Source organism: Martelella mediterranea DSM 17316, assembly GCF_002043005.1.
In the GTDB taxonomy this organism is placed as follows: Bacteria; Pseudomonadota; Alphaproteobacteria; order Rhizobiales; family Rhizobiaceae; genus Martelella; species Martelella mediterranea.
Genome location: NZ_CP020330.1, coordinates 2676971 through 2697965, shown reverse-complemented (window position 1 = coordinate 2697965; position 20995 = coordinate 2676971). Strand labels below are relative to the sequence as shown.

Genomic DNA, 20995 nt, shown 5'->3' with positions numbered 1-20995 from the left:
CCGCATTGGCCAGAACCTAGCACAGGGCAGAATGGCAAACCAGTTCAGGCGCCGGTTCCGTGCGGGGCGATATGCCCTTTTTCCGCGCGGCACCGCACCGGCTGCAATCAGAATATTTTGCCCGGGTTGAAGATGTTGTCCGGGTCGAGCGCCTGCTTGATCGCCCGCATCATCGCGACCGCGCTTCCGAGCTCCTTGCCGACAACGCGTTTCTTGCCCTGACCAACGCCGTGCTCGCCCGTCGAGGTGCCGCCCATGGCGATCGCGCGCTCGGCAAGGCGGACGGTGAACGCCTCGATCTTCTCGATCTCACCGGGCTTGTCCTTGTCGAACAGCACCAGGAGATGAAAATTGCCGTCGCCGGCATGGCCGACCACCGGGGCCAGAATGCCCTCGGCTGCGATATCGGCCTGGGTCTCGCGCACGCAATCGGCAAGGCGCGAGATCGGGACGCAGACATCGGTGGAAAAGCCCTCATAGTCCGGCTTCAGCGCCCTGCCCGCCCAATAGGCATTGTGGCGGGCTTTCCAGAGCCGATTGCGCTCCTCGGCATTGGCGGTCCACACGAACTCCGATCCGCCGCATTCCGCTGCGATCTCGGCGAACTGCTCCGACTGCATCGCCACCGCCTGCTCGCTGCCGTGGAATTCCAGCAGCAGCAGCGGCGTTTCGGGAAAGTCGAGGCCGGAATAGGCGTTGCAGGCTTTCACTTGCAGGGCATCGAGCAGTTCGATGCGGGCGACCGGAATGCCCATCTGGATGGTCATGATCACCGCATTGCAGGCATCCTCCAGCGTGGCGAAGGAGGACACGCCGCCGGCGATCTTTTCCGGGATGCCGGCAAGCTTCAGCGTTACGGACGTGATCACCCCGAGCGTGCCCTCCGCGCCGACGAACAGCCGCGTCAGGTCGTAGCCCGCCGAGGATTTGCGCGCGCGGCTGGCGGTGGTGATCTCCTCGCCATCCGCCGTCACCGCCGTTACCGCCAGGACCACGTCCTTCATCGTGCCGTAGCGCACGGCATTGGTGCCGGAGGCGCGGGTGGAGGCCATGCCGCCGATCGAGGCGTTGGCGCCGGGATCAATCGGGAAAAACAGGCCGGTATCGCGCAGATATGCGTTCAGTTCCTCACGGGTGATGCCGGGCTCGACCGTGCAGTCGAGATCCTCTGCATTCACCGCAAGCACGCGGTTCATGCGCGAGAAATCGATCGAGATGCCGCCCTCGGGCGCGTTCACCTGCCCCTCCAGCGAGGAGCCCGTGCCGAAGGGTATCACCGGCACCTTGTGGGCGGCGCAGGCCTTGACCACCGCCTTCACATCCTCGGCGCTTTCAGCGAAGAACACGGCGTCGGGAAGCTGCGCCGGCAGATAGGTGGTGGTGTGGGCATGCTGGGCGCGGAAGGCCTCGCCGGTCTGCACCTTGTCGGCGAAGCGCTGTTGCAGGATGGCGATGACGGTCTGCGCCGCCTCTGGATTTCTCAGCCGGGTTGTTACGTCCTCGATCGCCATTCTTGCACTCCGCGGGTAAATTGCCGTAGCCTTCAGGCGGCGGTGATTGCTTTTAAGACAGCACCGCCCCCGGCGTCCAGAGCGCGCTCAGCCACGGAACGACGATGAACCAGATTGCACGCCACACCGCCCGTCTGCTCGGCGTCGAAAGCGTCGAACTCACCCATTTTTCAAGCGGCGACCTCTCCGCATTGATGCGCGCCGTGACAAGTACGGAACAGAGCTACATCGTGAAGACCGGCCCGGCGCCGGCGCTGGAAGCCGCGATGCTGCGGCTGATCGCGGCGACCGGCGCGCCCGCGCCCAGGGTGATTGCGGCCGACGATACATTGCTCATCATGGAGGAGGTCGAGGGCCGCAGCGGATTTTCGGGCGCGGAGGACGATCTGGCGCGCGTTCTGACCGCCCTGCACCAGCCGGTCGACAGACCCTACGGCTTCGGCGCGGACTTTTCTTTCGGCAAGGTTACCATCCGCAATGACGAGACCCCGTCCTGGGTCGCCTTCTGGCGCGACAACCGTCTGCTCAACAACCTCGCGGACCTGCCTTCCCCGCTCGCCCGGCGGGTCGAAAGCCTCGCCGCGCGGCTTGGCGATATCATTCCGGACACCCCGCCGGCGGCCCTGCTGCACGGCGATCTCTGGTCGGGCAATGTGATGACGTCGGGCGGTCGCGTGACCGCGCTGATCGATCCGGCCTGCTATTATGGCGACCGTGAGGTCGATCTGGCGATGGCCGCGCTTTTCGGCCATCTCGACGACCGATTCTACGAACGTTATGGCACGCTCGATCCCGGCTTCGAGACGCGGCGCGCTGTCTACAGTCTCTGGCCGGCGCTGGTGCATTTCCGGCTTTTCGGATCGGGCTACAGGGCGATGGTCGAAGGTTTTCTGACTGAGAGCGGGCATTGAAAACTGATTTTAGTCAAAAACTTAGCCGCCTTCGCTCACTTTTAAAATCGATTCGCATCGGATCGAATCACGCAAGGGGCTTGCCATGAGCGCCCGAACATGGCGATAAAGTGACAAAGCTTCGCCAGCGCGAAATCGGATAATGCTGGCGGTTACCTGCTGGAAGCATGATTCTTGCTCAGAGTTTGTTTTGGCCCCCGAAACCCTTGCCAGCGCCGCGCGCCGCGCCCTGCCGGATCGTCAGGCTTTGACCGCGCCCGAAGGCACGGAACGGCATTGAAAGCAAACGTCCGAAATATGCATAACAGGACATTGGAATGACGAGAAAACTCAAAGTCGCCGTCGTCGGCCTGGGCGTCGGCCAAACGCATATCAGCCGCGGTTATCTTCCCAACCCGGAGCGCTTCGAAGTCGCCGCCATCTGCGACATCGACGCCAGCCACCTCAACGCGGTCGGCGACCGGTTCGGCATCGAGCGGCGCGAGACCGACTATCTCGAAATCCTGGGCATGGACGATATCGACGTGATCGACGTCTGCACGCCGCCCGGCACCCACAAGGCCCTGATGCTTGCGGCGCTGAAAGCCGGCAAACACGTGATCTGCGAAAAGCCGCTGGTCGGCTCGCTTGCCGATATCGACGAGCTGCTCGATGCCGAATCGCGCTCCAGCGGCCATGTCATGCCGATCATGCAGTATCGCTACAATGACGGCGCCCAGAAGGCCAAGCATCTGATCACCACCGGCATTGCCGGCAAGCCCTATGTCGCGACATGCGAGGTTCACTGGCTGCGCGATGCGCATTATTACGAGCACGACTGGCGGCGGCACTGGAATGATGCGCTCGGCGGGGTGCTGATGAACCACGCGATCCACGCCAACGACCTGATGTTCTATTTGCTCGGTCCTGTGCGCTCGCTGTCCGCGCGCATCGCCACCCGCGTCAACCGCGGCATCGAGGTCGAGGATTGCGCCAGCGTGACCGTAGAACTGCATTGCGGCGCGCTCGCCACCACATCGGCAACGCTCGGCTCCGTCGAGCCGCTGAGCCGCATGCGGCTGTGCTTCGAGAACATGGTGATCGAGACCGATAGCCGACCCGACTTCACGGCCGAGGACGCGCCGTGGCGCTTTATCCCGGCGAATGACGAAATCGCGCGCCGGATCGACGAGGCCCTGGCCGAGTTCGCCCCGCCGCCCACCGGCTTTGCGGGCCAGATGCAGGGTTTCCATAACGCCATCTGCACCAAGACGCCGCTGCCGCTGACCCTTGCCGACGCGCGCCACAGCCTCGATTTCGCCACGGCGGCATACTGGTCGGCAAAGACCTACAGCCCCGTACCCCTGCCGGTGATGGCCGATCACGCATTTTACCACGGCTGGCAGAACGCGATCTGACCTTCTTCCGGAAACCAAAAAGCCCGAGCGCTCGGCCCGGGCTTTTGCAATGAAATCAAAATCTTGGATTAATAGCTTGCAGCGCGGTCTACGGACTGGCCGGCGTTCTGCGTCGCATCGATGGCGTTCGCCGTATCCTGGCCCATGCCTTCGATGGTGTTGCCGCAAGAGGCAAGCAGGCTGCCCATGGCGAAAAGAATGGAAGCGAGGATGACCTTACCTTTGAACATTTCGAACTCCTGATTTTTCGTTCGGATGTCTCTTAAACGTTCAGAACCGCATCGTGTTCCGGGCCAATGCCTGCGAGAGCGAAACTAATCCCTACTCAGAACCGGGCTCGAAAAGATCTTCACAGTTTCTCCCCAGATCTTCCCTCCATTATCCACAATGAAAAGCAGAGATTTCCACAGGCTTCACCATGCCCCGCGAAGACGCCCGGTGGCACTTCCAAAAGCCGCATTGCGTTCCTACTTTCTTCCGTGCCCAAGCAGAGGAAACCGTCGTGAACGAACATACGGAAGACAGTGACAAGCTCTCCGCCATTCTCGCCCGCCTCCAGCCTGGACCGGATGGCCGCGTCAGCCTCGATCAGCTCGATGGCGCGCTGGCCGAACGGTCCTTCGGCGCCTTTCTGGTGCTGTTTGCGATCCCCAACCTGATACCGCTGCCGCCGGGCGCGACACTGGTGCTCGGCATACCGCTGATCCTCGTGAGCTGGCAGATGATGGCATCGCGCCGCAAGCGCGTCTGGTTGCCGGAGCGGATCGCACAATTCTCGATGGACGGCGCGCGCTTCATGGCGTTGCTGGAACGGATACTGCCCTGGTTGCGCTGGATCGAAAGCGCGGTGCGGCCCCGATACTGGTTCCTGAAAACCCGTCGGTCGGAGCGCCTGCTCGGCGCCTTCGCCTTTCTGCTGTCGCTGGTGGTGTTCATGCCGATCCCGTTCGGCAACTGGCTGCCGGCATTCGCGCTCGCCGTGATCGGGTTGTCGGACACCGAACGGGACGGCTATGGCCTTATCGTCGGCATCATCACCGGCGTCATTTCGATCCTGCTCGCGGGCCTCGTGGTGATTGCGGCAGGGGCACTGATTGCACTGCTTTTCTAAAGGCTTACGGGCTTTGTCTTACGCAGTTCATGCAACCCGGTTGGCAAGCTGGGTCGGCTGCAGGGCATGGCGGATCGCATCGGCCACCGCCTCGATCAGCTCGCCGCGCTGGTCGGAAAACTTCAGCCGGATGTCATAAAGGCCGAGTTCGGGAAGCCCCTTGTCGGGTCCCAGCACTTCCATGTCGTCGGTGACGTAATAAGCCGCCATCGGCGCGACGGCGAGATCGGAGAGAACCGCGGCGCGCTGAACCATGGTGGTCGCGCTCAGATAGGCGACGCGATAGGGCCGGCCGGCCTCGGCAAGCTTGCGCACCGCCTCGTGCCGCCAGCAGCAACTCTGCTCCCACATCGACACCGGCAAGGGCTCCTTGAGATAGGCCGTGCCGCATTTCGCGCCGACCCAGACCAGCCGTTCGCGCATGATCAGTTCGCCGTCTTCATCCCTGCCCGGCAGGTCGCCGGAGTTCAGAAGGGTGAGGTCGAGCCGCTGCTCGCGCAGCCGCTGGGCAAGGCCGTTGGAATTATCGATGGTGACGTCGACCATCACGCTCGGAAATGCCTCGGCAAAACGCTTGAGCACGGTCGGCAGGACGCGCTCGCCGATATCGTCGGTCGCACCGAGCCGCACCACGCCATGCATATCGGGATGGCGGAAACGCGACATCGCCTCATTGGACAGCGCCAGCATCCGTCTGGCATAGGACAACAACGTCTCGCCGCTGCGGGTGAGCCGCACGGATCGGGAGTCCCGCACGAACAGAGAGGCGCCGACAACTTCTTCCAGGCGCTTGATCTGCATCGACACCGCCGAGGGCGTTCTGAAAACCCGCTCGGCGGCGCCGGAAAAACTGCCGGTTTCCGCGATCGCCACGAAGGTGCGCAGAATGTCGTTGTCGAGAACCGGGAGCGGCGTTTGCAGGCTGAGGGTCATGGCTGCCTCTTGGATCAATATTTTTGACTGAACCTATGATTACATTTCGTTTGATTGAATGTCAAATCCGCCTACCTTTCTCTCATCACCCCCGCTTGAAGGAGAGAAGTCATGGGATTGTTCATCATATTACGCCATCTGGTGGCGCCGCTCGCAGGATATGCCAACCTGCAGGACCAGCTTGCGCGCAAGCAGCAGCTTGAGAAAAACATCAGGCGGGTCCCGCCGCATCTGCGCCAGGATGTCTTTTCCGATGACCGCTACTGGCGGCATGATTGAGGCGCGCCGGAAGCGCCGGTCGGCCACGTCCTTTGCGCCTGAAAGGGCATGGCCGACCGGAAAAATCGAACCATTCTAAGTGTCGTGCTCTTTCCCGCCGCATTTGTCTGTGTCAATGTCGTAAACAGACTATTGGCGACCCGGTTTCTTGCGGAAATTGTATTTTCTCAAGTGTCGAATCCGGCTCTCAGCGCGGCGGTGTCCATCATGGTAAGATCGTTTGTCTTTTATCTCGTTCCGCAATTCTCGCTGCTGCCCTTTACCAGCGCGATCGAGGCGTTGCGCATCGCCAACAGGATGCTCGGCTATGAGGCCTATCGCTGGCGGATCGCCTCCGATAGCGGGCTGAAAATCTGTTCCTCGAGCGGCATCGCCATCGAGCCGGACACCTCGCTCGCCGACGAGCGCCGCGCGCTGATGGGCGAGAAGCGTCCGGATCTGGTGCTGGTCTGTTCCGGCATCGACGTCGAGGACTACTACAACAAATCCTTCGAGGCCTGGCTGCGCGAGCTCAACAATCGCGGCTGCGGCATCGGCGCGATGTGCACGGGCACGCACCTGCTGGCGCGCGCCGGCCTGCTCAAGGGCCGCCGCTGCGCGATCCATTGGGAGAATATGCCGGGCTTCACCGAAACCTGGCCGGAAATCGACGCCCATGCCGACCTCTTCGTCATCGACCGCAACATCTATACCTCGGCCGGCGGCACCGCTTCGCTCGACATGATCCTGCACCTGATCGGCCGGGAATTCGGCGAGGGCCTCGTCAACGCAATCTGTGAACAGGCGCTGACCGACCGGGTGCGCCTGTCCTCCGAGCGCCAGCGCCTGCCGCTCAGCGCCCGCCTCGGAGTCCAGAACGGCAAGGTGCTGCAGATCATCGAGCTGATGGAGGCCAACCTCGCCGAGCCGCTTTCGCTAATCGAGATTGCCGATGCGGTCGGGCTGTCGCGCCGCCAGATCGAACGGCTGTACCGCCAGGAGATGGGCCGCTCGCCGGCGCGCTATTATCTCGAAATCCGCCTCGATCGCGCCCGCCGGCTGCTGGCACAATCGACCATGCCGATCGTCGATGTCGCGGTCGCCTGCGGTTTCGTCTCCGCCTCGCATTTTTCAAAATGCTACCGCGAAATCTACCAGTGTTCCCCCCAGCAGGAACGCGCCCAGCGCCGCCAGGCCCGCATGTCTGTGCGGGAAAGCGCGATCGGGGTTGCGGTGTAGAGCCTTCGGGTTACTTACAAACCAACCCTTTTTACGGACGTCATCCTCGGGCTTGTCCCGAGGATCTAACCACCGCTTCGCACGAGCGGAGTCGGCGGTCCGTAACATCTTGCTTTGAATTGACCTTTCGTCCGATACGCTTGTCGCATTGATACGTGCTTAGACCCTCGGGACAAGCCCGAGGGTGACGAAGGAAGGTGGGGAGAACTTTGTCAGCAGTCTGATGCCGTCCCGAAAGTGACGGCCTACCCTCTCAGCAGCAACGTCACCCAGCCATTGCGCCAATAGGTGCGCTCGTGGCGCATGCCTTGCGTACGGTAAGCTGAGAGCACCTTCCAGCGCTGCTCGGCGAGAATGCCGGACAGGATGACCGCGCCGCCCGGCGCCAGATTGCGCTTCAAGCCCGGCGCGAGCTTCATCAGCGGGCGGGCGAGAATATTGGCGATGATCAGGTCGAACGGCGCATATTCGGCAAAGGCCGCGTGGTGAAAGCCCGGCGCGGTGACGAAATCGATGCCGGAGGCGATGCCGTTCGCGCGCGCATTGTCGCGCGCCACCTTGACAGCGACCGGGTCGATGTCGGTGGCGAGAACCGGGATCGGCCTGAGCTTGCGCACCGCCATTGCCAGCACGCCCGTACCCGTGCCGAGATCGAGCGCGTTCAGCGGCTGCTCGGCCTTCAGCACGGTATCGATCATTTCCAGGCAGCCGCTGGTGGTGCCGTGATGGCCAGTTCCGAACGCCTGCCCCGCCTCGATCTCGATGGCGATATCGCCGGCGCGGCGGTGATCGCGGTCATGCGAACCGTGAACCAGAAAGCGCCCCGCACGCACCGGCTTCAGCCCTTCCAGCGATTTCGCGATCCAGTCGATTTCCTCGATCTCTTCCTTCTCGATTTCCGGACCGCTCTCGCCAAAGACGGATTTCACCACGTCCGCGAAGATCGCCCGCAGCGCGTCTTCCTCGTCCGCGTCGAGATAGACAGAGGCCTCCCAGCGATCAGCCTTCTCGTCGATCTCCATGGTCGCCAGCGCATAGGGCTCCTCGCCGAGCGCCATGGAAAGCGCATCGAGCATCTGGCCCGCGCCGGCTTCATTGGTGGTGACGTAAAGTCTGATCTGGCTCACGGAGCGGCCTTTCCTGAAATTCCTGCCATCCGCGATAAGCCCGCCCGCCGTCAATGGCAAGGCCACAGCCGTCAGTTGATCAGGTTTTCGAGCTTCTTCACCGCCACATCCGGGCTTTCGCCATAGGCGATCGTGCCCTTCAGCACCCCGCCATCATCGAGCAAAAACACCGAGGCATTGTGGTTCATCGTGTAATCGCCATCCGGCTGATCGGGGTCGAGCGGGACCTTCTCGTAGTAGATCCCGAACTTGTCGAGCGCGGCGCGCACCTTGTCGGGATCGCCCGAAATCGCCTCGATGCGATCGGAGACATTGGAAAGGTAGCGCTCCATGGTTTCCGGCCTATCGCGTTCTGGGTCGACGGACATCCAGTAGGCGTTGATCCTGTCGCCATCGGGATCAACCTCGTTGAGCCAGCCGTTCAACTCGTAGAGCGTTGTGGGGCAGACTTCCGGGCAATGGGTAAAGCCGAAGAACAGCGCGGTCGGCTTGTCGCGCAGCGCCTGTTCGGTGATCGGCTGGCCGTCGCCGGCGGTCAACTGGAAGGAGGGACCGAAGGGGACATTCATCATCTCCTCATTGGTCTCGCCGATTTCATAAACCAGCCAGATCAGCACCGCGCATATCACAGCGACGGAAGCCCAGAGCACGCGACGGAAGGTTTTCATGCTTATCCCTTGTTCGGCGCGCCGAGCGCCGCCCTATTCCTCCAGAAGACCGTGCTTGCGGTGCCAGTCCTCGATCGAAAGCTCCGGATAGCCGCCGAAATGGACATGGCCGGGGCCTTCCGGCACGTCCACCCAATTGGCCTTGGAGTCCAGCATGATATGCACGATCTCGGGCGGATGCGGCAAGGGCGTATCCACCGCTGCGGCAATTGGATGCACCAGTTCCGGCCAGCGCTCGTCATAGAGATAGAGCGCGCTGCCGCAATTGCCGCAAAAGTGTCGCTCGCCCTCGCTTTCGCCGTCATGCATGCGGGCGTGGTAGAACCGCTTGTGCTCGCCGCCCCTCACCTCCAGAGTATCCGAGTCTGCGCCAAGATTGATCGCATAACCGCCGCCGCCGGCGTGCTTGCGGCAGATGCTGCAATAGCAGCGCATATAGGGATAGGGCGTTCGGCTTTCGACCGAATAGGAAACCTTGCCGCACTGGCAGCTCGCTTCAAGCCTCATGATGCTCTCCTCGTGCCTGCTTTACTCGGGCGCTCCGTTTTCCCACACGACGTCCTGGCCGTAAAGCGGCACGGTCGACATCGACATCTTGGCGGAGCCCTCGGTGATCTCGCGGGTGTGGGCGAGATAGATCAGGGTTTCATTGGCCTTGTCGTATATGCGCTTGATCACGAGTTGCTTGAAGATCAGCGAGCGCCCCTCGCGGAACACCTCCTCGCCATTTGCGTCGAGGTCGATGTCACCGATCCTGATGGGTCCGGTCTGGCGGCAGGCGATCGAGGAATTCGACGGGTCCTCGAACCAGTTCCCCTTCGACAGCCGGTCGATGATCGAGCGGTCGAAATAGGCGATGTGGCAGGTTACGCCGTCCACTTCAGGATCATGCAGGGCTTCCACGACGATATCGTTGCCGACCCAGTCGACCCCGACCTCGCCCACCTGCTCCGCCTGCGCAAGCCCCGCCGTCAACAGACCCGCGCAAAGGGCAAAACCAAACCGCTTCATATCGAAACTCCCTGAAAATCCATGCTCTCAAGATAGGTTGTCGCCGACGCTATGCAAGCGAACCGCCTGCGAGAAAGCGAGCGAATGGCACATGGCTCTGACGCATAGCCCCCCAATCTTCTCGCCCCGGAGGGGAGAGATGTCGCGAAAGCGACAGTGAGGGGGGAGAGTGTCCCCGCGAACGCCCTCACAGCTGGATACGCTGCGCCACCCTCACTGCCCCTTTCGGGGCATCTCTCCCGCCAGCGGGAGAGAGTATTTGGAGCAAGCGGCAGACCACGTGTCTCCCAAACTGAGCCGGGTTACCCGCCGATCAGCGCCAGCCACTCATCCTCGTCCATGGTCTGAACCCCGAGCTCCTCCGCCTTCTTCAGCTTGGAACCTGCCCCCGGCCCAGCGATCACGATATCGGTCTTTTTCGACACCGAGCCGGAGACTTTGGCGCCCAAGCTTTCGGCCTTGGCCTTCGCCTCGTCGCGCGTCATTTTCTCAAGCGTGCCGGTGAACACCACCGTCTTGCCGGCGACCGGGCTTGAGGTGTCGATGCGCTGCTGGTCGTCCTCCGGGGTCACCTCCTTGAGCAGGCGGGCGATGACATCGGTATTGTTCTCCTCGGCGAAGAATTCGGCGATGGCGCGGGCGACGACAGCGCCGATGCCGTCGATATTGTTGAGATCGTCCCAGGCCTCGCCCTCGCCGCTGGCCGCCTCGCGCATCGCTTTCTCAAAGGCCTCATAGGAGCCGTAGGAGCGCGCCAGCAGCTTTGCCGTGGTCTCGCCGACATGGCGGATTCCGAGGGCGAAGATGAAGCGGTTGAGGGCGATCGTGCGACGCTCGTTGATCGACTCGTAGAGATTGGCGACCGAAGTCTTGCCCCAACCGTTGAAATTCTCGAGCTTGGTGAGCGCCGCCCCCTGCCGCCGCTCCAGCGTGAAGATGTCGGGCGCGGTGCGGATCGCCAGCGCCTCGTCCTCATGTTCGAAGAAGAAATCGACCTGCTTGGAGCCGAGCCCTTCTATATCGAAGGCATTGCGCGAGACGAAATGCTTCAGGTGCTCCACCGCCTGCGCCCGGCAGGAGAACCCCGCCGTGCAGCGCCGCACCGCATCGAGCTTGCCGGTCTTTTCGTTGATCTCGCGCACCGCATGCGCCCCGCAAACCGGGCAGTGATCGGGAAACTGATAGGGTTCGGCATCGTCGGGCCTCTTGTCCGGCACGATGTCGACGATCTGGGGAATGACGTCGCCGGCGCGCTGGACGATGACATAGTCGCCAATGCGGATATCGCGGCCCTCGCGGATCGGCTCGCCGCCGGAGCCCTTGCCGGCGATATAGTCCTCGTTGTGCAGCGTCGCATTGGTCACCACCACGCCGCCGACCGTGATCGGCTCCAGCCGCGCGACCGGCGTCAACGCTCCGGTGCGGCCGACCTGGATATCAATGTTGAGAAGCCGGGTGATCGCCTGTTCGGCCGGGAACTTGTGCGCCGTCGCCCAGCGCGGCGAACGCGAGCGGAAACCGAGCCGTGCCTGCAGGTCGAGCCGGTCGACCTTGTAGACGACGCCATCGATATCATAGTCGAGATCGCCGCGCTCTACGCCGATCTCTCGGTAATGATCGATCAGGTCATCGACGGAGGATAACCGCCGCATCAGCGGATTGACCGGAAAGCCCCATTTCCCGAAGGTCTCGACCATGCCCATCTGGGTATCGGCCGGCATCTCCGACATCTCGCCCCAGGCATAGGCGAAGAATCGCAGCTTGCGCTTCGCCGTCACCTGCGGGTCGAGCTGGCGCAGCGAGCCGGAGGCGGTGTTGCGCGGGTTCACATAGGTGGGCTTGCCTTCTTCCGCGAGCGCGGCGTTGAGCGCGGCAAAATCGCTCTTGGCCATGTAGATCTCGCCGCGCACCTCGACCACCGCCGGCGCGCCCTTCGGCAACCGGTTCGGGATCTCGCTAATGGTGCGGACATTGGCGGTGACATTTTCGCCGGTCGCGCCATCGCCGCGGGTGGCGCCGGAGACCAACACGCCGTCCTCATAGCGCAGCGACATCGACAGCCCGTCGATCTTGGGTTCGGCGGTAAAGGCGATCGAGCCATCCGGCATCTGCCCCAGAAAGCGATAGACCGAGGCGATGAAATCCTGCACGTCCTCATCGGAAAACACATTGCCGAGCGAGAGCATCGGCACGGCATGCACCACCGGCGCAAACGCCTCCGACGGCGTCGATCCGACCCGGCGCGACGGGCTGTCGGCGCGAATGAGGTCGGGAAACCGCGCTTCCAGCGCATCATTGCGCTGCTTCAGCGCGTCATATTCGGCGTCGGTGATCTCCGGCGCGTCCTTGCCGTGATAGGCAACGTCATGACGGGCGATTTCCGCGGCCAGATGCGCAAGCTCCGCCTCGGCTTCATCGCGGGACAGTTCCTCGACCGGTTTCTTCGCCATGTCACACTCCTTCGCGGCTCCCCCGCTGAATTAGAGCGGTTCGGCGCGAAATGGAAGCGGGTTGTGACTTCATTGGCCAGAGCAGCGCCGCGCGCGCCGCAGCGTTCCATTCTGTTTCATAACGCGTTTCGGCGCGTCGCCCTCGGGCTTGACCCGAGGGTCAAGGCAGCTTTCGCCGTGTGGCCTGGATCCTCGGGTCAAGCCCGAGGATGACTCCAGAAACAGGCTGCACGTTCATTCACCCCGAAGCCCGTGCCGTCTCAGTCGTCTCGCCGCTCAACGCCGCCGTATCAAGCAACGCCGTCAGCGGCAGATGGTCGGAGGCGACCCGGGCCAAGAGCGAATCATGGGCCGCCAGGTCGGCGACCAGATCGTCGCGATTGGCGATGATGCGGTCGAGCGCCAGCACCGGCCAGCGGGCGGGAAAGCTCGCCTTGGGCGGCGGCAGCGCGCCGAAACTGTCCTCGAACCGCCGCAGCGCCGAGCCATTGCCCAGCCGCCACTCGTTCATGTCGCCCATGATCAGCGTCGGGCTCTCCTCGCGGTTTCCGAGAAGGCCGATAATGTGATCGGCCTGCTGGCGGCGCGAGGCGCGGAACAGGCCGAGATGCACGGCAACAACACGCAAGTGTATGCCGCTCCTGAGTTCGATATCGGTTAACAACGCGCCGCGAGGTTCCAGCCCCGGCAGTTTCTCGCGGTGGATATCGCGCACCGCGCCGTCGCGGAACAGGAGAACGTTGCCGTGCCAGCCATGGGCGCGAACGCTTGCCTCCGCCGGCACGGCGACCAGGCCGGTTTCATCCTCGATGCGCTTGAGATCCAAAAGCCCGGTGCGCTCGCCGAAACGGGTGTCGGCCTCCTGAAGTGCAATCAGGTCGGCGCCGATCTCGCGGATCACCTCAAAGGTGCGGTCGGGATCGAAACGGCCGTCGGTGCCGACACATTTATGCACGTTATAGGTCGCGACCCTGAGCCCCTCGCCTGCCATCGGCACGACCGAATCCGGACGCTTTCCGTTCTCACGGAAGGAGCGCAACACGGCATTGGCGAGTGGAGATTTGATCGGGATCATGTTTCACACGCAATTCAATAAACATGAATATGGGGTGTTTTCAGAGATACGGCAATCCCAGCCACAAAATCCGGTCGCGGAGCCGGTAGGGGAATGGCCTCTCCTTCAGCTTGGCGATCGTCACCTCGGTGGAATTGGCGCGCGCGGCGCTGATGCGCGCGTGAAGCTCCGTTGCAAACCCCGTATCGAAGACTTCGAGATCGGTTTCGAAGTTCAGCCGCAGCGAGCGCGAATCGAGATTGGACGAGCCGAGATAGGACCAGCGACCGTCGATCGTCATCAGCTTGGAATGGTTGAACGGCCCGTTGTCGCGCCAGATCCGGCAGCCGCCTTCCAGTATCTCCTCGAACTGCGCCGTCATGGCCTTGTCGACAAGGCCGAGATTGTTCTGGCCCGGCACGATGATATCGACGGCGACGCCGCGCTTGGCAGCGGTGGAGAGCGCGGACAGGAGATCGCGGTCGGGCAGGAAATAGGGCGACATGATCATCACGCTCTCTTCCGCCACCGAAAGCGCGCCGATGATCATGCTGTTATTGTTGCCGAGATTGCGATCCGGACCCGACGGCACGACGCGGGCGATGACGCCCTCATGGGTGTCAGGCGCGGAGACCTTCCAGGCCGGCCCGTCGAGCTTTTCGCGGGTCTCGAAATACCAGTCGGCGGCCGCCACGGTGAAATAATCGCCCGCAGCCGCGCCCCGCAGCATGAAATGGGTATCGTGGGCGGCATTCGGCCCGGTAAAGGCCGCGCGGATGTTCATGCCGCCGGCGAAGACGGTTTCGCCGTCGATCACCATGATCTTGCGATGGGTGCGCAGATTGGCATAGGGCAGCCGCATCTTCAAAAGCACCGCGCCGTTGAAGGTCGCGACCCTGATTCCGCGTTCGCGCAGCAGCGATGTGATCCGCGGGCGGGAATAGCGCGCGCCGATGGAATCGACCAGGATCCGCACCTCGACGCCGCGCTTGACCGCCGCATCGAGACTGTCGACGAAGCGGCGGCCGATCTGGTCGGAATCGAAGATATAGGTTTCCATCAGGATCGAGCGTTCGGCCTTGTCGATCGCCTCCAGCATGGCGGCATAAGCCAGATCGCCGGTCTCCAACAGATGAATGACATTGCCATCGGTCGCCGGCATGCCCGTGACGCGGTTGCCGAGGTTCCACATCGCCCCCATGCGCGGGCCGAAGGCGGAAACGATCGCCTCGCGTCCGACATGATGTTCCCTCTCCTCGTTGGCAACCGCATCCGGAATGCTGCCGCGCCGGTCGAGGATCGACGCCCGGCGCATCCGGTTGATGCCGGCAACCGCATAGATCGCAGCGCCCAGAAGCGGCGACAGCATGATGACGCCAACCCAGCCGATCGCCGCGCGCACCTCATCCTTGGTCATCGCGGCATGGATCGCCGCCGTCGCGCCGAGGAGGAACGAAATCGCCGCCAGGATGTGCGGCCAGTAATGTTCCAGAAAAGTCTCCATCGGCGGCGGTCCCCTTGATTCCTGCGCCACCGGAAAATGGAGGCGGCTGTTCTGTCCGTCAACGCCCCGCCCTCCAATCGCCCTGTCAAAGGGAGATCGGCGGGAGCAATTGCGGGTTCGTCCTCAGCTTATATCAGCAATTGCCGATCAACCATCACCGGCCAGCAGTTTCGCCGCCGCCGCGCGCGCCTCGGCCGTAACCTTGGCACCGGCCAGCATGCGGGCGATTTCCTCCTGGCGGGCCTCGGGACCGATCACCTCGACATGGGTGCTGACGGTATCCTTGCCGCGATCGCCCTTCGAGATCAGGAAATGCCCCTCGGCGCGCGCCGCCACCTGCGGCGCGTGGGTGACCGAAAGCACCTGCACATTCTCGGCAAGCCGCTTCAGGCGCTGGCCGATGGCGTCGGCGACCGCGCCGCCGACCCCGGTATCGATCTCGTCGAAGACCAGCGTCGGAGCGGACCCCTTGTCGGCGAGCGCCACCTTCAGCGCCAGCAGGAAACGCGAGAGCTCGCCGCCGGAGGCGACCTTCATGATCGGCCCTGCCCTGGTGCCGGGATTGGTCTGCACCTCGAAGGAGACGGTGTCGATGCCCTCCGCGCCGGCCGCGTCGTCATCGGCTGTAACCACGGCGGTGAACCGCGCCCGCTCCAGCTTCAGCGCCGGCAGCTCCGCCATCACCGCGGCGCTCAGCTGTTCGCCGGCGACCTGGCGTCGCGATGAAAGCGCCCGAGCGGCCGCGAAATAGGCGGCTTCGGCGACCGTCACGGCCTCGGTCAGCGCCGCAAGCTTCGCCTCGCCGGCGTCGAGTTCGTCGAGAGCGGCGACCATGCGCTCGGCCAGCGCCGGCAATTCCGTTACGGGCACATTATATTTGCGCGCTGCACCGCGCAGCGCAAACAGCCGCTCCTCGGTGCGCTCCAGTTCCTTGGGGTCGAAGGCCGCGCGGTTCAGGGCCGTCTCAACCTCCATCTGCGCGCTTGAGAGCTTTTCAAGCGCTGCGTCCAGCAGTTCGACCGTCTCTTCCAGCAGGCCCGGCGCCTCGTGCGATTTGCGCTCCAGCCGGCGCACCAGCGAGGCGATCATCGGAACCGGCGAGGCATTGCCGTTCAGGAATTCCAGCGCCTCGGCGATATCGCCCGCGATCCGCTCGGATTTCATCATGGTCGCGCGCTTTTCGGCCAGTTCGTCCTCTTCACCGTCAACCGGCGAAAGCTCCTGAAGCTCGTCCACGGAGGCGCGCAGGTAATCCGCCTCGCGCATCGCCGCCTCGATATGGGCGCGGTGCTGTTTCAGCTTGCGCTCCGCATCGCGCCAGCCGCGATAAAGGCCCGCTACGGTCTCCGCTTCAGCCGTCAGCCCGCCGAAGGCATCGAGCAGAAGGCGATGGCCATCGGTGTCGATCAGCGCGCGCTCGTCATGCTGTCCGTGGATTTCGACGAGCAACCGCCCGGCCTGGCGCATCATCTGCACGCTCACCGACTGGTCGTTGATGAAGGCGCGGGTCCGGCCATCGGCGGATTGCATCCGCCGAAAGATCAGGTCGCCATCGTCATCGAGATCGTTTTCGCGCAGATGAAGCCGCGCCGGATGATCCATCGGCACGTCGAAAACGGCGATTACCTGTCCCGAATCCTGCCCGTGACGCACCAAGGCGCCATCGCCGCGCGCGCCGAGCGCGAGCGAAAGACTGTCGAGCAGAATGGATTTTCCCGCGCCGGTCTCACCGGTCAACACCGAAAGACCCGCGCCGAGGTCAAGCTCCAGCCGCTCGATCAAAACGATGTCCCGAATGGAAAGCTGGACAAGCATGTTTTTCGCGACCTGGCGGATGCGCCGTTTTAGCTCGGCGTGGCGTCCGAAACAGCGGAGCCCCGGCCGGCCGATTTCGGTTCGAGCCCCTTGGAACTCAGGAGCTTGTAGGCGCGCGCATACCACGGGCTGTCGGGATAGTTATGACCCAGCACCCAGGCCGCGTTCTGCGCCTCGGAAACCACGCCCATGGCGTAATAGGCCTCGACAAGGCGTTCCAGCGCTTCCTCGATCTGGTTGGTGTCCGAATACTCGTCAACCACCTGGTTGAAGCGGGAGATCGCGGCGACATAGTCCTTGCGCTCGAGATAGTAACGACCGACCTGCATGTCCTTGCCGGCGAGCTGGTCGCGGGCATAGCGGATCTTGGCGCGCGCGTCGCCAGCGTAATCGGAGTCGGGATAGTTGTCGATCACCTTCTGCATCGCGACGATCGTCTGCTCGGCCGCCGTCTGGTCCTGGGTGACGTCGACGATTTCCTTCGAATAGGCAAGGCCGATCAGATATTGCGCGTAGGCGGCATCCTGCGAGTTCGGATAAAGCTGGACATAGCGGGTGCCGGATTTGACCGCCGCCTCATATTTGCGCGAGCGATACTCCAGATAGGTCTGCATCAGCAGCGCCTGGCGGGCGTAATCGGAAAGCGGGTTCTGGTCCTGCACAGCCTTGAACTTGCGCAGCGCCTCGCTCACCTTGCCGGCGTTGATGTTGGCAAGCGCCTCATCGTAAACCTGCTGGGGCGGATCAGCCTCGTACTGCAGCGTCGTGATGTCGACGTCCTTGTCCCGGGAGCAGCCGCCAAGAACGATACCTGCTCCGACAATTATGACCGCCGGCAGCGCCGCTGCGCGAAACGCTCCCAGTCTTTTCCGGCTCAAAGTATCAGACATTGCTTGTGCCCCAGTTGCGCGTCATGCGGACGCATTTCTGTTTCAACCGACGTTTTACGCATATCCCGCTGCCAAGAGCAATCGCAGGCGCGCGAAAAACGCACAAATTAATGGCGCTTCAATAACGCATCCTTAAGCACTCCGAAAGGCTGGAAGCGACCCGAGCCGACAGAGCCAGCAAATGAAAAGGCGGACCGCCGCAAATGCGCGCGATCCGCCTGAATATTTTAGCTTTATCCGATAGAACTCAGGATGCAGGCCCCGCGGCAACCACGCCTTCCTGACGCAGCCGGAAGGGCAGCGCGCCCCGCGGCGAAACGATAACGGCGGCACCGGGCGTTTCGAACAGCTTGCGCACGGCGGCCGCATTCAACGCATGCCCGCCGCGATAGGAGCGGAATGCACCGGCGAAACGCATGCCCATCATCGCCAGATCGCCGACGGCGTCGAGCGTCTTGTGACGGACGAATTCGTTTTCGTAGCGTAGGCCCTCGGCATTGATCACCCGGTCGTCATCGGCGATCACCACCGAGTTTTCGAGCGACGAGCCGAGCGCGAAACCACGCGCCCACATCGGCTCGACGTCACGCATGAAGCCGAAAGTTCGCGCGCCGGAAAGCTCCTTGCGGAAAGTATCGGCGTTCATGTCGCCCGCCCATTTCTGGCGGCCGATGACCGGCGTCTCGAAGTCGATCTCGACGTCGAAACGGGTGCCGTCATAGGGCGAGAACTCGGCCCAGCCGGCGCCGCTTTCAACGCGCACCGTCTTGGCGACCTTGATATAGCTGCGCTGCTTGGACAGCTTGACGATGCCTACCTCATCCAGCGCATCGACGAAAACCCGGGAACTGCCGTCCATGATCGGCATTTCGGCGCCGTCCACCGAGATGACGAGATTGTCGATGCCAAGCGCGTAGATCGCGGCCATCAGGTGCTCGATCGTGGCGATCCACTCGCCCGGATGCGTGCCGAGCACGGTGCAGAGCGCGGTCGGGCCGACATTGTCCGCCACGGCCTTGAAGCTGCTGATGCGCTTGCCGTTTTCGTAGCGTTCGAACAGGATGCCCTGATCGGCCTCGCCCGGCTGCAGGACGATGGTCGCCGGCTTGCCCGAATGCACGCCAATCCCCGAAATCCTGACGGAGTTCGAGATGGTCGTCTGCAATCCGAAAATACCTGTCGACATGATCATGTCCCTACTCAACTAATTCCGACCCTGCCTCATCAATGCCCGATAGTCCGTTCAGGATTGCGTTGCAGTCTGGAAAGAACGGCACGCGCGGGGCGTCTGGCGAGTCGATGCCTTTGCATGTAGTTACGCATACGTCCGCATAATTCCAAATCACTGTTTCTTTCGTAATGTTACGAAACACGTAAAAACCCGGCCGCGCGGGCGACCGGGTTCGTTGTGCGAGAAGGTTTTCAAAAAGACGGTTACCGGTCCCCTAACGAATGGGGACCGATGGAGTTTCAGTTCGCCTGACGACGCAGGAAGGCGGGGATATCGAACTGATCGTCATCCTGGCGGGCCGGCTGTGCTTCGGCACGGCGCGGCGCGTAGGGGTTCTGCTGCGGCTGCTGCGTGGGTTCGCGGCGAGCCACCGGCTCCTCGTGATGGCCCTCGAAGCTTTCGTCGCCGCGGCCAAGCGTGTTGGAAAGACGCTTGAACAGGCCCTTCGGTCCGCGCTCTTCATGCTCCTGGCGGCGGCTTGCGCTCATCTCGCCCTGAACCACCGGCGGAAAGTCGGAGACTTCCGGCATGCGGCGCGGCTCGGCCATCTGCGGGCGCGGCTGCTGGGGGGCTGCCTGCGGCGCGGGCTGACGCGGAGCCTGAGCGGAGAAGATCTGGCTCTTCGGCTGCATCTGCGGGGCTTCGGCGCGCGGCTGCGGCTTTGCCTGCTGCGGCTGATGGCTCATCGCCATCTGCAGCTCGCGTTCCATTTCAGCTTCGGCGGAACGGATCGTTTCGGCGATTGGGTCCTGGCGCGGCTGGGGGGCCGCGGGCTGGGCCGGCTGGCTCGGCTGCGCGTTGCTGGAGCGGATTTCCGGCGCGCGGGTTTCGCGGCGCGGTTCCGGCATGTCGTCATCGGCATGATTGACCGAACGGTCGATGCCGGTGGCGACGACGGAGACGCGGATGATGCCTTCCAGTTCCTCGTCGAAGGTGGCGCCGAGGATGATGTTGGCGTCCGGATCGACTTCTTCACGAATACGCGTTGCGGCTTCGTCAACTTCGAACAGCGTCAGGTCGCGACCACCGGTGATCGAGATGAGTAAGCCCTGTGCGCCGCGCATCGAGGTTTCGTCGAGCAGCGGGTTGGCGATCGCAGCTTCGGCGGCCTGCATCGCGCGGCCTTCGCCGGATGCCTCGCCCGTGCCCATCATGGCGCGGCCCATCTCGCGCATCACCGAGCGAACGTCGGCGAAGTCGAGGTTGATCAGGCCTTCCTTGACCATCAGGTCGGTGATGCAGGCAACGCCCGAATAGAGCACCTGGTCGGCCATCGCGAAGGCATCGGCGAAGGTGGTCTTGTCATTGGCGATCCGGAACAGGTTCTGGTTCGGAATGACGATCAGCGTGTCGACCGACTTCTGCAGTTCCTCGATGCCCGCATCGGCAAGACGCATGCGGCGCTGGCCTTCGAACTGGAACGGCTTGGTGACGACGCCGACGGTCAGGATGCCCTTGTTGCGGGCGGCCTGGGCCACGATCGGAGCAGCGCCCGTGCCGGTTCCGCCGCCCATGCCGGCGGTGACGAAGCACATATGGGTGTTGTTGAGGTGATCGATGATCTCATCGATGCACTCCTCGGCGGCCGCGCGGCCGACTTCCGGCTGGGAGCCGGCACCGAGACCTTCGGTAACGCCGACGCCGAGCTGGATGACCCGTTCGGCCTTGGTCATGGTCAGCGCCTGGGCATCGGTGTTGGCGACGACGAAGTCGACGCCCTGGAGGCCCGCGGTGATCATGTTGTTGACGGCGTTGCCGCCGCCGCCGCCGACACCGAAAACGGTGATGCGCGGCTTCAGTTCAGTAATATCTGGCTTCTGCAGCGTGATAGTCATGAGTTTCGTTCCTTCTCGCTATGGCCGTACCGCCTAGCCGGCCAATCTCT

General features: G+C 63.0%; 19 protein-coding genes. 5 read left to right on the top strand and 14 right to left on the bottom strand.

The window, feature by feature from the left end:
* Nucleotides 1-107: 107 nt before the first annotated feature.
* Complete coding sequence (locus Mame_RS12540) at nt 108-1511, bottom strand: FAD-binding oxidoreductase (protein WP_018067438.1); 1404 nt, start codon at nt 1509-1511, stop codon at nt 108-110.
* Between the two features lie 104 nt (nt 1512-1615).
* On the opposite strand from Mame_RS12540, the gene Mame_RS12535 reads away from it, so the two are divergent.
* Nucleotides 1616-2422: a fructosamine kinase family protein gene (locus tag Mame_RS12535; protein ID WP_018067437.1), complete on the top strand. Its 807-nt coding sequence runs from the start codon at nt 1616-1618 to the stop codon at nt 2420-2422.
* 317 nt (nt 2423-2739) lie between these two features.
* A complete protein-coding gene (locus Mame_RS12530) occupies nt 2740-3819 on the top strand; it encodes a Gfo/Idh/MocA family protein (RefSeq protein WP_018067435.1) in 1080 nt (359 codons plus the stop codon).
* Nucleotides 3820-3887: 68 nt separating this feature from the next.
* On the opposite strand, the gene Mame_RS12525 is transcribed toward Mame_RS12530, so the two are convergent.
* Complete coding sequence (locus Mame_RS12525; RefSeq protein ID WP_085986587.1) at nt 3888-4007, bottom strand: entericidin domain-containing protein; 120 nt, start codon at nt 4005-4007, stop codon at nt 3888-3890.
* A gap of 314 nt (nt 4008-4321) precedes the next feature.
* Here Mame_RS12525 and Mame_RS12520 point away from each other — a divergent pair, with 314 nt between their 5' ends.
* Nucleotides 4322-4930, top strand: a complete 609-nt coding sequence (locus Mame_RS12520) for an exopolysaccharide biosynthesis protein (protein WP_018067433.1) — start codon at nt 4322-4324, stop codon at nt 4928-4930.
* Between the two features lie 27 nt (nt 4931-4957).
* Here the strand turns inward: Mame_RS12520 and Mame_RS12515 are convergent, their stop codons facing one another.
* Nucleotides 4958-5863: a LysR family transcriptional regulator gene (locus Mame_RS12515; RefSeq protein ID WP_018067432.1), complete on the bottom strand. Its 906-nt coding sequence runs from the start codon at nt 5861-5863 to the stop codon at nt 4958-4960.
* Between the two features lie 111 nt (nt 5864-5974).
* On the opposite strand from Mame_RS12515, the gene Mame_RS26695 reads away from it, so the two are divergent.
* Both Mame_RS26695 and Mame_RS12510 read left to right on the top strand, forming a co-directional pair.
* Nucleotides 5975-6142, top strand: a complete 168-nt coding sequence (locus Mame_RS26695) for a hypothetical protein (RefSeq protein ID WP_018067431.1) — start codon at nt 5975-5977, stop codon at nt 6140-6142.
* A gap of 207 nt (nt 6143-6349) precedes the next feature.
* Nucleotides 6350-7360: a GlxA family transcriptional regulator gene (locus Mame_RS12510; RefSeq protein ID WP_033411234.1), complete on the top strand. Its 1011-nt coding sequence runs from the start codon at nt 6350-6352 to the stop codon at nt 7358-7360.
* Nucleotides 7361-7605: 245 nt separating this feature from the next.
* Here the strand turns inward: Mame_RS12510 and Mame_RS12505 are convergent, their stop codons facing one another.
* From Mame_RS12505 to ftsZ, 11 genes are all read right to left on the bottom strand, one after another.
* Nucleotides 7606-8487 (bottom strand): 50S ribosomal protein L11 methyltransferase, encoded by an 882-nt coding sequence (locus Mame_RS12505; protein ID WP_026173933.1) that lies wholly within the window; start codon nt 8485-8487, stop codon nt 7606-7608.
* Between the two features lie 71 nt (nt 8488-8558).
* A complete protein-coding gene (locus tag Mame_RS12500) occupies nt 8559-9155 on the bottom strand; it encodes an SCO family protein (RefSeq protein WP_018067428.1) in 597 nt (198 codons plus the stop codon).
* 33 nt (nt 9156-9188) lie between these two features.
* Nucleotides 9189-9662, bottom strand: a complete 474-nt coding sequence (locus Mame_RS12495; protein ID WP_018067427.1) for a GFA family protein — start codon at nt 9660-9662, stop codon at nt 9189-9191.
* 21 nt (nt 9663-9683) lie between these two features.
* On the bottom strand, nt 9684-10166 hold the full coding sequence (locus Mame_RS12490; RefSeq protein ID WP_018067426.1) for a CreA family protein: 483 nt from the start codon (nt 10164-10166) through the stop codon (nt 9684-9686).
* A 302-nt stretch (nt 10167-10468) separates the two neighbouring features.
* The gene (gene ligA, locus Mame_RS12485; protein WP_018067425.1) at nt 10469-12616 is read right to left on the bottom strand and encodes an NAD-dependent DNA ligase LigA; all 2148 of its coding nucleotides are present in this window, start codon (nt 12614-12616) and stop codon (nt 10469-10471) included.
* A 238-nt stretch (nt 12617-12854) separates the two neighbouring features.
* The gene (locus tag Mame_RS12480) at nt 12855-13691 is read right to left on the bottom strand and encodes an endonuclease/exonuclease/phosphatase family protein (protein ID WP_018067424.1); all 837 of its coding nucleotides are present in this window, start codon (nt 13689-13691) and stop codon (nt 12855-12857) included.
* Between the two features lie 40 nt (nt 13692-13731).
* Entirely contained in the window at nt 13732-15174 is a 1443-nt protein-coding gene (locus Mame_RS12475; protein ID WP_018067423.1) for a phospholipase D-like domain-containing protein, read from the bottom strand.
* Nucleotides 15175-15321: 147 nt separating this feature from the next.
* Nucleotides 15322-16989, bottom strand: coding sequence for a DNA repair protein RecN (gene recN, locus Mame_RS12470; protein WP_018067422.1), 1668 nt, complete (start codon nt 16987-16989; stop codon nt 15322-15324).
* Between the two features lie 29 nt (nt 16990-17018).
* Nucleotides 17019-17879 carry an outer membrane protein assembly factor BamD gene (locus Mame_RS12465; RefSeq protein WP_051085182.1) on the bottom strand — a complete coding sequence of 287 codons (861 nt, stop codon included), beginning with the start codon at nt 17877-17879 and terminating at the stop codon, nt 17019-17021.
* 247 nt (nt 17880-18126) lie between these two features.
* Nucleotides 18127-19065, bottom strand: a complete 939-nt coding sequence (lpxC, locus tag Mame_RS12460) for a UDP-3-O-acyl-N-acetylglucosamine deacetylase (protein ID WP_033411232.1) — start codon at nt 19063-19065, stop codon at nt 18127-18129.
* Between the two features lie 284 nt (nt 19066-19349).
* Nucleotides 19350-20945, bottom strand: a complete 1596-nt coding sequence (gene ftsZ, locus Mame_RS12455) for a cell division protein FtsZ (protein WP_018067419.1) — start codon at nt 20943-20945, stop codon at nt 19350-19352.
* Between the last annotated feature and the right edge of the window lie 50 nt (nt 20946-20995).